Source organism: Mesorhizobium sangaii (assembly GCF_014207355.1).
Taxonomy (GTDB): Bacteria; Pseudomonadota; Alphaproteobacteria; order Rhizobiales; family Rhizobiaceae; genus Mesorhizobium; species Mesorhizobium sangaii.
Window position 1 is genome coordinate 221,759 of the sequence record NZ_JACHEF010000006.1, and the last position, 12,635, is coordinate 234,393.

Consider the following 12,635-nt stretch of genomic DNA (forward strand, 5'->3'; position numbering starts at 1 on the left):
AGGTCAACAAATGGACGCGACACGAAAGTTATTCCTGGTCGTCATTGCAGCAATCGAAGCCGCGACAGGCCTCGGTCTGCTTTTGCAACCTTCCGTTCCGTTTGTTCTCCTACTTGGATTGGAAAGCGCCACGGTTGAAGCAATTTTTGTCGGCCGCATCGCGGGCGCGGCGCTGCTTGCCATAGGTGTCGCAAGCTGGATCGCGAGGAACGACAAGGTAAGCCATGCGCTATTAGGCCTGCTTGTTGGCATTCTGATTTACAACACAGCCGTATCAATTCTCCTCGTCTACGCGGCCGCAGTCCTAAAGATGACCGGCGTCTTGCTTTGGCCCACTGTTGCACTTCACGCACTGATGGCCGTCTGGGGTGGTCTGCTTCTACGCGGCATTTCGACCGAAACTCCCCTTGGCGACCGATGACAACCGAGGGGGCGCATTGTGGCACGTTGCATCTGACTGCCGCGGGCAAGCTGCTCAACGATGGCGCGGCGCTCGTCTAAAGGGCCAGCAAGGTTCAAATGCGGAGCCTCTGCTCCGAAGCCAATCCCACGCGCAGGTCCGCAAGATGCAGCGCTCGCCTGGCACATTGACGAGTTGGCGCCCGGCAACGACAGCCGTTCAGTAGCGCGATTACATGCTTACCCCACGTAACTTACATTCCAGCGCCAGCTCTTTGGTGCCTACTATCCGCGAAGGAATGCAGGAAGCGCTCATCGGGTAATCACGCCCTAAAGGCGCTGCTCGAGTCATTTGAGAGCATTTCCATTGTCGGCTGCCGGAGAGCCGACGGTGCCGCGTGGAAGCTGTCGTGCGAGACGCAGCCGTAGCGGGAATCGAGGACTGCGTATGACGTTGCTCAGGGAGCCTCTGCTGCATTTTGCCGTCGTCGGCGCGATCCTGTTTGGCGGCTATTCCTGGCTGAACGACAGGCATGTCGAAACAACGGCCGCGGAGCCGGTCCGTATCGGCGAAGGCGACGTGCGCTGGCTCAAGCAGACCTGGTCGAGCCAATGGCTGCGCGAGCCAACCGCCGATGAACTCAAGGGTCTTGTCGACGATCTCCTCAATGAGAAAGTGATGGCGCGCGAAGCGCAGGAGATGGGCCTTGAGAAGGACGACACAATCATCCGCCGCCGCCTGGCGCAAAAGCTCAGATTCATTGTCGAGGATACGGCCCAGCTTGCCGAGCCAACCGAAGTGGAACTGCGGCAGTTCTATGCCGCCAACCCTGCACATTTCGAGACGCCCGGAAAACTCTCGTTTCGGCAGGTCTACTTCAACCCGGAGCATCGCAAGGATGCCGCGGCGGACGCGACCGCCGCGCTGGGAGCGCTGTCAGCGAATGTCGAGGACGACTCAATCGAGGGCGACCGGCTGCTGTTCGGCGACAGCTTTGCCGACACCGACGAACAGGCGCTGTCTGGAATGTTCGGCGCCGATTTTGCGCGCGCGGTGTTTGCACTTGGACCGGGCGGGTGGCGCGGTCCGGTGAAATCCGGCTATGGCTTTCATCTGGTGCTCGTCACGCAGCGCACGGCGACCGCGCCAAAGCCCTTCGAGACCGTGAAGGATGCCGTGCTGGCTGAGTGGCGCTCTGCAAAGCAGACCGAACTGAGCAAAGAGTACCTGGTCGAGCTGCGCAACAAGTACGGCGTCGAGATTGATGACAGTACGAAAGCAGCGCTGGGGCCAGGGCCTGCAACGAACGTGGCCGCACAATGAGACGGCTGGCCAAGTGGTCTAAGCTCGTGCGGGGAGCCCGCTCCGCGTTGGAGTGCGTTCGACTGGTCCTGCTGACAGCGGTCATTGCTGCGCTGTTCTGCGAAGTTGCCTACTCCCACGAGGTGCGTCCCGCCTATCTCAGCCTGAAGGAGGAGGCGCCGAACGAGTTCAGCGTTCTGTTCAAAACGCCGATGCAGGGCAATGCGCGACTGGCGCTGTCGGCACTCTTTTCCGGCAAGATCGAGACGGTGACGCCGATCATCTCGCATCCGACGGGCGATGCCATGGTGCAGACTTGGCGCATGCGCACGCTGGAACCGCTCGCAGGCCAGAGCGTCGTGATCGACGGGTTGCAGAACAGTATGACCGACGCGCTGGTCCACGTGGTGTTCGCGAACGGCAACAGCTGGACGGCGCGACTTACCCCCAGCGAGCCGTCGGCAGTCATTCCGGCGTCGCAGAGCGCCTGGGCGGTGTTCGTCACCTACGTCCGTCACGGCATCGAGCATATCGCCTTCGGCTTCGACCATCTGCTGTTCGTCGCCGGGCTGATGCTGGTCGTGCGCGACTGGCGCAAGCTGGTGAAAGCGATCACCGCCTTTACGGCTGCTCATTCGATCACCTTGAGCTGCGCCACACTCGGATGGCTGACGCTGCCGTCGCGGCCGGTGGAGGCGATGATCGCCATCAGCATCGTCATGGTCGCCGCCGAGGTTGTGCGGATGGAGCGCGGGCAAGTCAGCCTGGCCATTGTGAGGCCGTGGATGGTGGCCTTCATTTTCGGCCTGCTGCACGGCTTCGGCTTTGCCGGTGCACTGGTCGAGCTCGGCCTGCCGCAGGGCGACATTCCGCTGGCGCTGCTGGCCTTCAATGTCGGCGTCGAGCTCGGGCAACTGGCCTTCATCGCCGCCTTGCTGGCCGCGGTCTATTCGGTGATGCGCTTCGTCATGATCCCGCGGCAGGCGATCGTCGCGTCGGCCTATGCCATCGGGATCATCGCGGCATTCTGGAGCGTCCAGAGGCTGGACGCGATGTTCTTGTAGGAGGAGCAAATGGGAACCGCCGCAAGACTGCCGCGCCGACCTTGCCTGAGGGGCCGGAGACTTGCACGCGCTGCCGCGGTGGCGCTCGCCGCGTCGTTGATGGCTGCTGCTTCGGTCTCCGAAGGACGCACTTGCGGCTATGATAGTCCGCAAACGGTTTCGCAGGGCTTCCTGAATTGGCTCTATCCCGATTCACTCTACGTCGTCGGCGCGATATCGAGGGAGGTGGCGGCGGGACGGCTGCCGCTGGCGAACTTCGATCAGACCGGACCAGATCTGTTCGGACACAGATTTAAGCTGACAGCGGCGGCGCTGGAGCAATTCGGCGACATGCTCCGGGTGGCATCGCCGGGGCCCTTCCAGGCTTCGGTTTCTCTGGTCGTCGTTGAGCCGATGCTGTGGACGCGCTTCGATCAGGGTCCTGATGGCCTGCGCACAACGGTCCATGTCTCGGGGGCGCAGCCCGGAGATCTGGTCATTGTCGCCGGCGAAGCCGTGATAGCCGAAGTCGCGGCGCGGCGGTTGACCTTCGGCCAGGCTGTCGAGCGCGGCGTGGTGCGGCTCTATGGGCCGGCGCCGCAGATCGCCCAATTCCTGCTCAGCTATTCGCATGTCGGCGCAAACGACAGTGCCGTCGAAATATCACAGAAAGCGGTCTTCTCGCTGGTAGGCGCGGGGGCCGGCTCACCCGATTTCGCTTCAAAGCAATCGCATCCGGTTGGCATCACGCCCGCCGAACTCGGATGCACACCCGACCATACCGAGATTTCATTCCATGAGGGAGAGAGACAATGATCCGGAAACCGTTGGCAATCACAAGTCTCGTGTTACTTGCCGTCTGCGCAAGCGCCGTGGCGTGGGCACAGGATGCCGGCACCTATACCGTCGAGGAAGCGGGGCAAGCTATCAAGGCTCGACCCTACTCGCCTTATGCCGGTCGCGATTTCCCGACGCGGCCGCTGTTTGGCGACACGCATTTGCACACGGCCCTGTCCTTCGACGCCGGGGCGGCCGGTGCCAGGCTCGGACCGCGCGAGGCCTACAAATTTGCGAAGGGCGAGGAGGTCATTTCCTCGACTGGACAGCCGGCCAGGCTGTCGCGTCCGCTCGACTTCCTGGTCGTCGCGGATCACTCCGACAATATGGGATGGTTCACCGACTTCATGGCCGGAAAGCCGGAGATCCTGCAGAACGCACAGGCCCGCGAGTGGTATGACATGATACAGTCGGGGCACGCCGGGGAAGCGGCGTGGTCAATCGTTATGACCTTTTCGCAAGGCAAATTTCCGCCCGAGATCATCTACCAGCCGGGCAATCCCGCCTATCGGTCGGTGTGGCAGAGCATCATCTCGGCAGCCGAGGAAGCCAACGATCCGGGGCGCTTCACCGCTTTCATCGGCTTTGAATGGACGTCGCTGTCCAAGGGCAACAATCTCCACCGCAATGTCATTTTCCGCGATGGTGCCGAAAAGGCCGGTCTCATCGAGCCGTACACGACGCAGCCGCCCGTCGGCAGCAACAACCCGCGCGACCTGTGGAAATGGCTGCGGAACTATGAGGACAAGACCGGCGGCGATGTGCTTGCCATCGCCCACAATGGCAATCTGAGCAATGGCGAGATGTTCCCGATCATCGAGCCGGTCACCGGTAAGGAGATCGATCGCGAATACGCCGAGCAGCGCGCCAACTGGGAGGTGCTTTATGAGACCACCCAGATGAAGGGCGACGGTGAGAGCCACCCCTTTCTTTCTCCCAATGACGAATTCGCCAATTTCGAGAAATGGGACAAGGGCAATCTTGACCTCAGCGTCAAGAAGACACCGGACATGCTGGAGTTCGAGTATACGCGCTCGGCGCTCAAGAACGGGCTGAAGCTGGAAGCCAAGCTGGGGGTCAATCCCTACAAGTTCGGCCTGGTCGGCAGCACGGATTCGCACACGGGCCTCTCCACTGCCGACGACGACAACTTTTTCGGCAAGATATCGACCGGCGAGCCGAGCCCGGAACGCTGGTCACACCCGTTCATGGCAAACCCCAAGCTCGGCCTAAAGATCCTGGGCTGGGAGACGACTGCATCGGGCTATGCCGCAGTGTGGGCGCAGGAGAACACACGCGCATCGATCTTCGACGCCATGAAACGGCGCGAGACGTATGCCACGACCGGGCCGCGGATGGCAGTTCGGTTCTTCGGCGGTTTCGATTTCGTCGAAGCCGACGCCAATACCCGCAGCCCGGCTATCGCCGGTTACACCAAGGGGGTGCCGATGGGCGGCGACCTCAAGCAGGCGCCCGCGGGCAAGGTGCCGACCTTCCTGGTTGCGGCATTGAAGGATCCGATCGGCGCCAATCTCGACCGCTACCAGATCGTCAAAGGTTGGCTGGACGCCGCCGGCGAGGTGCATGAACAGGTCTACGATGTTGCCTGGTCCGGCGACCGCAAGCCGGGCACCGACGGCAAGCTGCCGCCGGTCGGCAACACGGTCGACGTAGCCAATGCCACATGGACCAACACGATCGGAGCGCCAGAGCTTAGCGCCGTATGGAAGGACCCCGATTTCGATCCGTCCCAGCGGGCTTTCTACTATGGCCGCGTCATTGAGATTCCGACGCCGCGCTGGCCCGCCTATGACGCGAAATATTTTGGCATCAAGATGTCGCCGGATGTGACCATGACGACGCAGGAACGAGCCTACACGTCGCCGATCTGGTACACGCCAGCCGGCTAGCCAGCCTCGGCGCAAGTGGAGGCACAACTGGAAGCCGACGCTGCGCCGCTACGACGCGACCCGTGGTCGACAAGAGGTGGCGGCCGGGGGGAGGTCGAACTGGTGATATGACCTCCGAGCAACGCCCCATGACGGGCACGGCAGCGACGATCCACAAAAACGAACACTCATGGGCAAGAAACGGCAAACAAAGGGAAGGCAATACCATGCGAAACTTCACGACACTCATCGCGGCAACGTCAGTAGCACTTTCGTGTGCGACGGCAGCCTACGCACAAACACAAAATCCGCTTCCCAAGGCCAGCGATGTCCTTGTCCGATACGGGGAAGACGTCGAGGGCTGGACGATCTATGCAAATCAAACGCGCGGAGATTGCTTGATCGTGCGCCAGGATGGACCAAGTGCGGTGCAAATGGGCGTCACCGCAAATCAGGAGGTCGGGTATCTTGGCGTGTTCACGAAGGTGGATATCGGCCTTCAGAACGGGACCAACTCGGACATCTTCGTCTCGCTGGACGGCCATCTCTACAAGGGTGTGGCCACTAGCACGAGCGGCGAACTCAAGGGCGGGTATGCTGGCGGCTACATCTTGACCGACGACCCGAAGTTCAAGCGCGACGTGGCGAAGAAATACAAGATGACCGTATTTCCGGAAACCAAGGGGGCCTTTGTCGTCGACCTGAAGGGGACTTTCAAAGCAATGGCAGTGGGCCGCAAGTGCCTCAAGCACTGACCGCCCGCCAGGCAATATTCCCACCCATCGCTGCCGGCGGGCCATCAAACACAGCGGCAATCTGGTCGACGGCAAGCCGGCCAGAGACGATCCGTTGAAGTTGCATTTTCTACCGGGAACGCCATGGTCTGTGGCTGTGCGACCAAAGGCGCCGCCGCTGCGTCGAGGATAGTCCGGCATGACCAGCAATAACATCCGATACGTCTCATTGATGGTCGTTGAGACGGCTGCGGCGATGTTCCTGTTTTTGACGATTTTCCCAATTTTCCGGCAAGTGATCACGCAATTGGGAGAACCACAGGATATCAGCCACTATGAGCAGTCCGCGGTGGTCTGTGGTGCCCTCGTTCTACAGACCTGCTACTGGGTCAGGTTCCGCTGGGTTGCGATCCCCGCACCGTTTCGCAATGCCTTGGTCAGGCACCTGTTCCTGTTTGCCAGCCGGGTCAGCTTCTTCTTCGGAGGCGCTTTGTTTTCGGTTTTCTTTTTCCGCCACGTACCGGAACTCGATCGATTCCCGTCATTCATTCAGGGAGCGGTCAAGCTGTTGGATGTCTTACTGGTTCTGTTCAGTTTGTTTTGCTATTCGCTCGAAATTGAACGGTTGGGCAGGGCACGAGAAGACCATTCCTCGGCACCCGGCCGTACCAGATAGTTCAAGCTGCCAAACCAGTCCGTTACAAGGGTGCCGGTGGGTCGGCGGGCCTTGTCTGCCCGTCAAAACGTTTGCATGTCTCGGAACAATCTTCGATCGACTGCGTTTCACGCAGTCAATGACGACGTTTCGCATACGGTAGATATTGCCACCAGCGAGGACGTGATCATGAGGTTCCTGTCAGGCATAGCGACCGCCATGGTCGCAACTTTTGCACTTGCGAGCACTGTTCCAGTTGACGCCGCCCCAATATTCGTACCCAAAGCACAAGGCGCGCAGCTAGATGTCATCCGGGTTCGGGATGGCTGGTACAGGGGCTATCGCGGCTATCGCCACCACACTTGGCACAACGACTTCTGGGCCCCGGGTGGCGCATTTGTCGCCGGAGCGCTGCTTGGCAGCGTGATCGCCAACAGCAACGGCTACTACGGCGGGTATTACCGAGGCGGCGATTATTACGGGGATCCGTACTACGGCGATCCGTATTACGTCGATCCGTATTACGGCGATCCATATTACCACGACCGATACTATGGCGATGGGTATCACTCAGACAGATACTATCGGGGGTGTTCGCCCAGGGAAGCCGATTCCGGTAATTGTTACTAGCGATCGGTGCAGGGTGCCGCCCTTTGGCGGTTTCTATGTGATCGACACAGTTCAATATTAGACCGCCGCTGCGCGCCGTTTGAACGGCCTCGTAGTCAAAAAAGTTACCCCGCCCTCCACGTAACTTACGTTCCGCTGCCGACTCCATCCGGTAGTCTCGGGACAACACGAACCGATAAACGGGATGGAACGCCGGCTGGCAGGCAAAAGCGGTTTATCGGTGGTGTGCCGGTTGCGTGGCGGATCGGGAGTCCTCTCGTTGCCGCTGCGGTTCATCTCAGGCCCACGGGGAGGGAGACAATGGACAGTCGGTTTCGGCGACATCTGCTGAAAGTGTCGCTGGCGGCACTGATGGTGCTGGCGGTGCATGGCCGGTCCCTTGCGGCCGACCTCCTCATTGCGATGCCGAACTGGCCCTCGGGCCAGGCCGCGGCCAATATCATCAAGTACGGATTGAAGGAACAACTCAATCTGGACGCCGACGTGCGCGAGATGGGCTCCATGACCGCATTCGCCGGAATGGATACCGGGGAGGTCGACGTCTATCCGGAAGTCTGGCTTCCCAATCTCGATTCACTCGTCAAGAAATACGTCGACGGGCGCAAGACCGTGGACCTCAGCCCCAAGGGTGTCTCGGCTACGCAGGGCATCTGCGTGACGCGCGAGACGGCTGACAAATATGGCGTCAAGGACATTTCAGATCTGGCCGATCCGAAAAAAGCGGCCGTGTTCGACACCGACGGCGATGGCAAGGGCGAAATGTGGATTGGCGCGCTAGGCTGGTCGTCGACGAGCATCGAGAAGATCCGCGCCAAGAGCTACGGTTACGAAAAAACGATGACGCTGCTTCAAATGCCGGAAGACATGGCAATGGCGGCAGTCGATGCGGCGGCGGCAACGGGGCAACCGATGGCATTCTACTGCTACAGTCCGCACCATATGTTCAAGCTCCATGACATCATCCAATTGACCGAGCCGAAATACGATCCGGCCAAGTGGCACATCGTGATGCCGAGCGACGATCCGGACTGGCTTACGAAATCTGAGGCGCCGGTGGCGTGGGACGCATCCCATTTCTACATCGGATTTGCCTCGTCGATGGCCAAGCGCCTGCCGAAAGTGGCGGCCTTCCTCTCCCATGTCGACTTCACCCCAGACGAGGTCACCGAGATGAGCTACGCATTGCAGGTCGATCGGCAAGATCCCGCCAAGTACGCGCAGGCCTGGGTTGCAAAGCATGAGGACCGGCTTAGCGCCTGGTCGAAGTAGAGGCAGGGACGACCATGACCTTTCCGCTCGCAAACCGGTCCGTCACTTCGAAAAGCAATGATCGCAGAATGGCTGGCCGCTGCCTCGTTCTTGTCGCAGCGCTTGTCATGACCACGATCGGCGCGACATTGGCGTATGCCGCTCAGACACAGGTGTTCGATCCGCAGACACATAAGTGGGTCGATTACGACAAGAAGAAAGCGCGAAAATACTACGCCGCCCACAAGGAAGTGCCCGAGGCATTTCGCCCACAGATGGTCAAGTTCCGCACCGCTGAGGTGCCCGGTACGATCATCATCGATGGCAACAAGCATTTTCTCTATCTGGTGCAGCCCGGTCAGCAGGCCATGCGCTACGGCATCGGCGTCGGCCGGGAAGGCTTTGGATGGGCCGGTATCGTGCGCGTCGGCCGCATGGCGGAATGGCCGACCTGGACGCCCCCGGCCGAAATGGTCGCTCGTGATCCAAACGCGGTCAAATATGCGGCGGGCATGCCGGGGGGGCCCGACAATCCGCTCGGGGCCAGAGCGCTTTATCTCTACGCGGGCGATCAGGACACGATCTACCGGATACATGGTACGCCAGAACCCTGGACGATCGGGCTCGACGTGTCGTCAGGGTGTATCCGGATGAGGAACGACGACATCACCGACTTCGCATCCCGCGTCAAGGTCGGAGCCAAGGTCATCGTCCTCATGCAGGGGGCGGCCCTTTACAAGGGCGTGTGAAGCGGCATTCGGAAAGGGACAAGCAATGTCGGCAAAATGTGCAGTGAGAAGTTCCATCCTGGTCGTGGCACTTGGACTCATGGCGCAGACCTTGAGCGCTTGCGTCAGCACGCCGCCGCCTGCTCCGGAGCAAATGTCGAGGACGCAGGTCGAGACGGCTCCGGCGGATCTGCAGCTTCTTTGCGCCAGCGCGGTCGCCAAGTCGAGCGGCGTCAACAGCGCCAAGATACTTCCGGTTTCCTCGAGCAAGATCGATTCCAAAACTTATCAGGTCGAGCTCGATGCCGGCGGCAAGAAGACAAGCTGCCTCGTGGACACCGAAGGCAACGTGAAATCTGTTGAGCCCGTTTGATTGGCTCTGGGCGAATTCGAACGTTTGGGTTCGTAGCGTGCGGGCCACCGTTTTCCCTTCGATGATCGGGAGGCGAATGTCGCGGCGCCAGCTTTCCGGCCACGCCAAGGCGCTCGATGATCCGCATTCAAATGTGCGGCGTGGTCCCCCGCGCCGGCGCTTTCGCGTGACCCCGTCACGATCTCCTTGCGCCAAATGGATAGCTGCACAATTATATTAGATGTAGCTTATAATCAAATTGCGCGAGATCAATGCCGACGCACGGCTGGTCGGACTATGCCGGGTTTTGAACGCATGATCTGGTTTAGCAGGCAGGGGCAAAACATGAGCAACGATCGAGATTTCCCGGCTGAAGCCGGCATCAGCAACAAAATCACGCGGCGGGACGCATTGATGGCCGGCACGGCGGTTGCGGCGTCGCGACTGGCTACACCGGTTGGCCTTTCGGGCGTGCTCGCCGGCCTTGCCGGGGTTCAGCCTGCGGCCGCCCAGCCGGCGCTCCCCAATATCGTCTACGTCGTCGCTGACGACATGGGCTGGGGGGATGCCGGCTTCAACGGTTCCGATATCAAGACGCCGAACCTCGACAAGCTCGCCGAGGGCGGCGCCCGCTTCGACCAGTTCTACGCCCTGCCTATGTGCACGCCGACGCGCGCGGCACTAATGACCGGCCGCTATCCATTGCGCTATGGCCTGCAGACGGGCGTCATTCCGGCAGCGGGCACCTACGGGCTCCCGGTCGACGAGTACCTCTTGCCGCAGGTTCTGAAAGACGCCGGCTACAAGACGGCCATGGTCGGCAAATGGCATCTCGGCCATGCCAAGCCAGAGTTCTGGCCGCGGCAGCGCGGGTTCGACTATTTCTACGGCGCTCTGGTCGGAGAGATCGACCATTTCAAGCATTCCTCCCATGGCGTGAAGGACTGGTATCGCAACAACAAGCCGCTCAGCGAAACCGGCTTCGACAACACGCTGTTCGGCAACGAGGCCGTGCGGGTTGTCGAGCGCCACGAGGGCAAGAGCCCGCTATTCCTCTACCTGGCCTTCACCGCGCCGCACACGCCCTTCCAGGCGCCGCAGGAGTATCTCGACCGGCTCAAGGGTATCGCGGACGAGAACCGACGCAAATATGCAGCGATGATCTCGGTGATGGACGACGGCGTTGGCAAGGTGGTTGCGGCGCTCGAAAAGAAGGGCATGCGCGACAACACCATCGTCGTCTTCCACAGCGACAATGGTGGCGTGAAAGACTCGCTGTTTGCCGGCGACTCGAAAGTCGGGGGCGCGCTGCCCGCCGACAACGGACCTTATCGTGACGGCAAGGGCACACTCTACGAGGGCGGCACCAGGGTCGCCGCCTTCGCCAATTGGCCGGGCAAGATCAAGCCGGGCGTGGTCGATGGCATGGTCCACGTTACGGACATGTATCCCACGCTTGCCGCAGTCGCCGAAGCCAAGCTGGAGAAGAACAAGCCACTGGACGGCATGAATGTCTGGAACGCCCTGAGCGAGGGAAAGCCGTCTCCCCGCGCCGAGGTGGTCTACAACGTCGATCCTCTGGCCGGCGCCGTTCGCAAAGGCGACTGGAAGCTTGTGTGGAAGGCCTCACTGCCGCCGAAGGCGGAGCTTTTCAACCTCGCCGACGACAAATCCGAAACTCACGATCTCGCGGCGGCGAACCCGGACAGGATGAAGGAGTTGCAAGGGCGTATCGTCGAACTGGCTGGCGAGATGGCACCGCCGCAACTGCTTATGGAAGCAGTGCGGCTGACCTTCTTCGCGCCGCCGGTGACGGCCGATCCGTCGACGCTGCTCAGCTTGGGGGATTGACGGCGGATGGGCAGGCCATCCGAGGCACCGGCGCGCGAGGACATGGTGTGGATCCCCGGGGGCGAATTCCTAATGGGTTCGGACCATCACTATCCGGAAGAGGCGCCGGCGCACCGCGTTGTCGTCGGCGGCTTCTGGATGGATCGCACGACCGTCACCAATGGTGAATTCAGGCACTTTGTGGAGGTTAGTGGCTACGTCACGCTGGCTGAGCGTCCGGCAAATGCCGCGGACTATCCCGGAGCCAGTGTCGATTCATTGGCGCCGGCTTCAGCCTTGTTCGTCAAGCCTCCGCGCGGCATCGATCGCAGCAATCACTACAATTGGTGGGCTTATGTGCGCGGCACAAATTGGCGACATCCGCGCGGGCCGGCCAGTAGCCTCAAGGGTCTCGAAACCCATCCTGTCGTCCATATCGCGTACGAGGACGCGCAAGCCTACGCGGACTGGGCGGGAAAGGCGCTGCCGACCGAGGCCGAATGGGAGTTTGCCGCTCGCGGCGGGCTGCCCCGTGCTGAATTCGTGTGGGGCGACGAGCTCATACCAGGCGGCAGCCACATGGCCAACACTTGGCAGGGCGAGTTCCCGTACCGCAACAACTGCGACGACGGCTACGAATGGACCGCTCCCGTTGGCTCATTTCCGGCAAACGGCTACGGGCTCTACGATATGGCCGGCAACGTCTGGCAGTGGACCGTCGACTGGTACCAGCAACACGGCCAGATCGAGAGCCCTTGTTGCACCATGGCCAACCCCCGCGGCGGCGAACGCGAGGCGAGCTACGATCCGGCAACGCCAGACATCAAGATTCCGCGCAAGGTCACCAAGGGCGGGTCTTTCCTGTGCGCTCCCAACTACTGCCGCCGTTACCGGCCGGCCGCGCGCATGGCGCAAGCGATCGACACGTCCACTTGCCACCTCGGTTTCCGTTGCATCAAGCACTCAATGTGACGGCAGTTTTGCTGT

At 61.0% G+C, this 12,635-nt stretch carries 13 protein-coding genes; all 13 read left to right on the forward strand.

The window, feature by feature from the left end:
* Window positions 1–10 precede the first annotated feature (10 nt).
* The gene (locus tag HNQ71_RS26590) at window positions 11–421 is read left to right on the forward strand and encodes a hypothetical protein (protein WP_184875980.1); all 411 of its coding nucleotides are present in this window, start codon (window positions 11–13) and stop codon (window positions 419–421) included.
* Between the two features lie 558 nt (window positions 422–979).
* Window positions 980–1,723, forward strand: coding sequence for a peptidyl-prolyl cis-trans isomerase (locus tag HNQ71_RS26595; RefSeq protein WP_343068253.1), 744 nt, complete (start codon window positions 980–982; stop codon window positions 1,721–1,723).
* 47 nt (window positions 1,724–1,770) lie between these two features.
* On the forward strand, window positions 1,771–2,766 hold the full coding sequence (locus HNQ71_RS26600; protein ID WP_246462146.1) for a HupE/UreJ family protein: 996 nt from the start codon (window positions 1,771–1,773) through the stop codon (window positions 2,764–2,766).
* 9 nt (window positions 2,767–2,775) lie between these two features.
* Complete coding sequence (locus HNQ71_RS26605; protein WP_184875986.1) at window positions 2,776–3,561, forward strand: hypothetical protein; 786 nt, start codon at window positions 2,776–2,778, stop codon at window positions 3,559–3,561.
* A complete protein-coding gene (locus HNQ71_RS26610) occupies window positions 3,558–5,492 on the forward strand; it encodes a DUF3604 domain-containing protein (RefSeq protein ID WP_184875988.1) in 1,935 nt (644 codons plus the stop codon). The genes HNQ71_RS26605 and HNQ71_RS26610 overlap by 4 nt, the downstream gene beginning before the upstream one ends.
* A 128-nt stretch (window positions 5,493–5,620) precedes the next feature.
* Window positions 5,621–6,226, forward strand: a complete 606-nt coding sequence (locus HNQ71_RS26615) for a hypothetical protein (RefSeq protein WP_246462147.1) — start codon at window positions 5,621–5,623, stop codon at window positions 6,224–6,226.
* A 178-nt stretch (window positions 6,227–6,404) separates the two neighbouring features.
* The gene (locus HNQ71_RS26620; RefSeq protein ID WP_184875990.1) at window positions 6,405–6,881 is read left to right on the forward strand and encodes a hypothetical protein; all 477 of its coding nucleotides are present in this window, start codon (window positions 6,405–6,407) and stop codon (window positions 6,879–6,881) included.
* A 168-nt stretch (window positions 6,882–7,049) separates the two neighbouring features.
* The gene (locus HNQ71_RS26625; RefSeq protein WP_184875992.1) at window positions 7,050–7,490 is read left to right on the forward strand and encodes a hypothetical protein; all 441 of its coding nucleotides are present in this window, start codon (window positions 7,050–7,052) and stop codon (window positions 7,488–7,490) included.
* 300 nt (window positions 7,491–7,790) lie between these two features.
* Window positions 7,791–8,759 (forward strand): ABC transporter substrate-binding protein, encoded by a 969-nt coding sequence (locus tag HNQ71_RS26630; RefSeq protein WP_184875994.1) that lies wholly within the window; start codon window positions 7,791–7,793, stop codon window positions 8,757–8,759.
* A 68-nt stretch (window positions 8,760–8,827) separates the two neighbouring features.
* Complete coding sequence (locus HNQ71_RS26635) at window positions 8,828–9,487, forward strand: L,D-transpeptidase (RefSeq protein ID WP_184875996.1); 660 nt, start codon at window positions 8,828–8,830, stop codon at window positions 9,485–9,487.
* 133 nt (window positions 9,488–9,620) lie between these two features.
* Window positions 9,621–9,839: a hypothetical protein gene (locus HNQ71_RS26640; RefSeq protein WP_343068254.1), complete on the forward strand. Its 219-nt coding sequence runs from the start codon at window positions 9,621–9,623 to the stop codon at window positions 9,837–9,839.
* A gap of 324 nt (window positions 9,840–10,163) precedes the next feature.
* Window positions 10,164–11,669 (forward strand): arylsulfatase B, encoded by a 1,506-nt coding sequence (locus HNQ71_RS26645; RefSeq protein WP_184875999.1) that lies wholly within the window; start codon window positions 10,164–10,166, stop codon window positions 11,667–11,669.
* A 6-nt stretch (window positions 11,670–11,675) separates the two neighbouring features.
* A complete protein-coding gene (locus HNQ71_RS26650; RefSeq protein WP_184876001.1) occupies window positions 11,676–12,620 on the forward strand; it encodes a formylglycine-generating enzyme family protein in 945 nt (314 codons plus the stop codon).
* The last annotated feature ends 15 nt before the right edge of the window (window positions 12,621–12,635 follow it).

Bases quoted from the DNA above. Each gene is read 5' to 3' on its own strand.
- HNQ71_RS26620 (WP_184875990.1), top strand. From the start codon at position 6,405: ATGACCAGCAATAACATCCGATACGTCTCATTGATGGTCGTTGAGACG.
- HNQ71_RS26615 (WP_246462147.1), top strand. From the start codon at position 5,621: ATGACGGGCACGGCAGCGACGATCCACAAAAACGAACACTCATGGGCA.
- HNQ71_RS26590 (WP_184875980.1), top strand. From the start codon at position 11: ATGGACGCGACACGAAAGTTATTCCTGGTCGTCATTGCAGCAATCGAA.
- HNQ71_RS26605 (WP_184875986.1), top strand. From the start codon at position 2,776: ATGGGAACCGCCGCAAGACTGCCGCGCCGACCTTGCCTGAGGGGCCGG.
- HNQ71_RS26635 (WP_184875996.1), top strand. From the start codon at position 8,828: ATGGCTGGCCGCTGCCTCGTTCTTGTCGCAGCGCTTGTCATGACCACG.
- HNQ71_RS26645 (WP_184875999.1), top strand. From the start codon at position 10,164: ATGAGCAACGATCGAGATTTCCCGGCTGAAGCCGGCATCAGCAACAAA.
- HNQ71_RS26610 (WP_184875988.1), top strand. From the start codon at position 3,558: ATGATCCGGAAACCGTTGGCAATCACAAGTCTCGTGTTACTTGCCGTC.
- HNQ71_RS26625 (WP_184875992.1), top strand. From the start codon at position 7,050: ATGAGGTTCCTGTCAGGCATAGCGACCGCCATGGTCGCAACTTTTGCA.
- HNQ71_RS26630 (WP_184875994.1), top strand. From the start codon at position 7,791: ATGGACAGTCGGTTTCGGCGACATCTGCTGAAAGTGTCGCTGGCGGCA.
- HNQ71_RS26640 (WP_343068254.1), top strand. From the start codon at position 9,621: ATGTCGAGGACGCAGGTCGAGACGGCTCCGGCGGATCTGCAGCTTCTT.
- HNQ71_RS26650 (WP_184876001.1), top strand. From the start codon at position 11,676: ATGGGCAGGCCATCCGAGGCACCGGCGCGCGAGGACATGGTGTGGATC.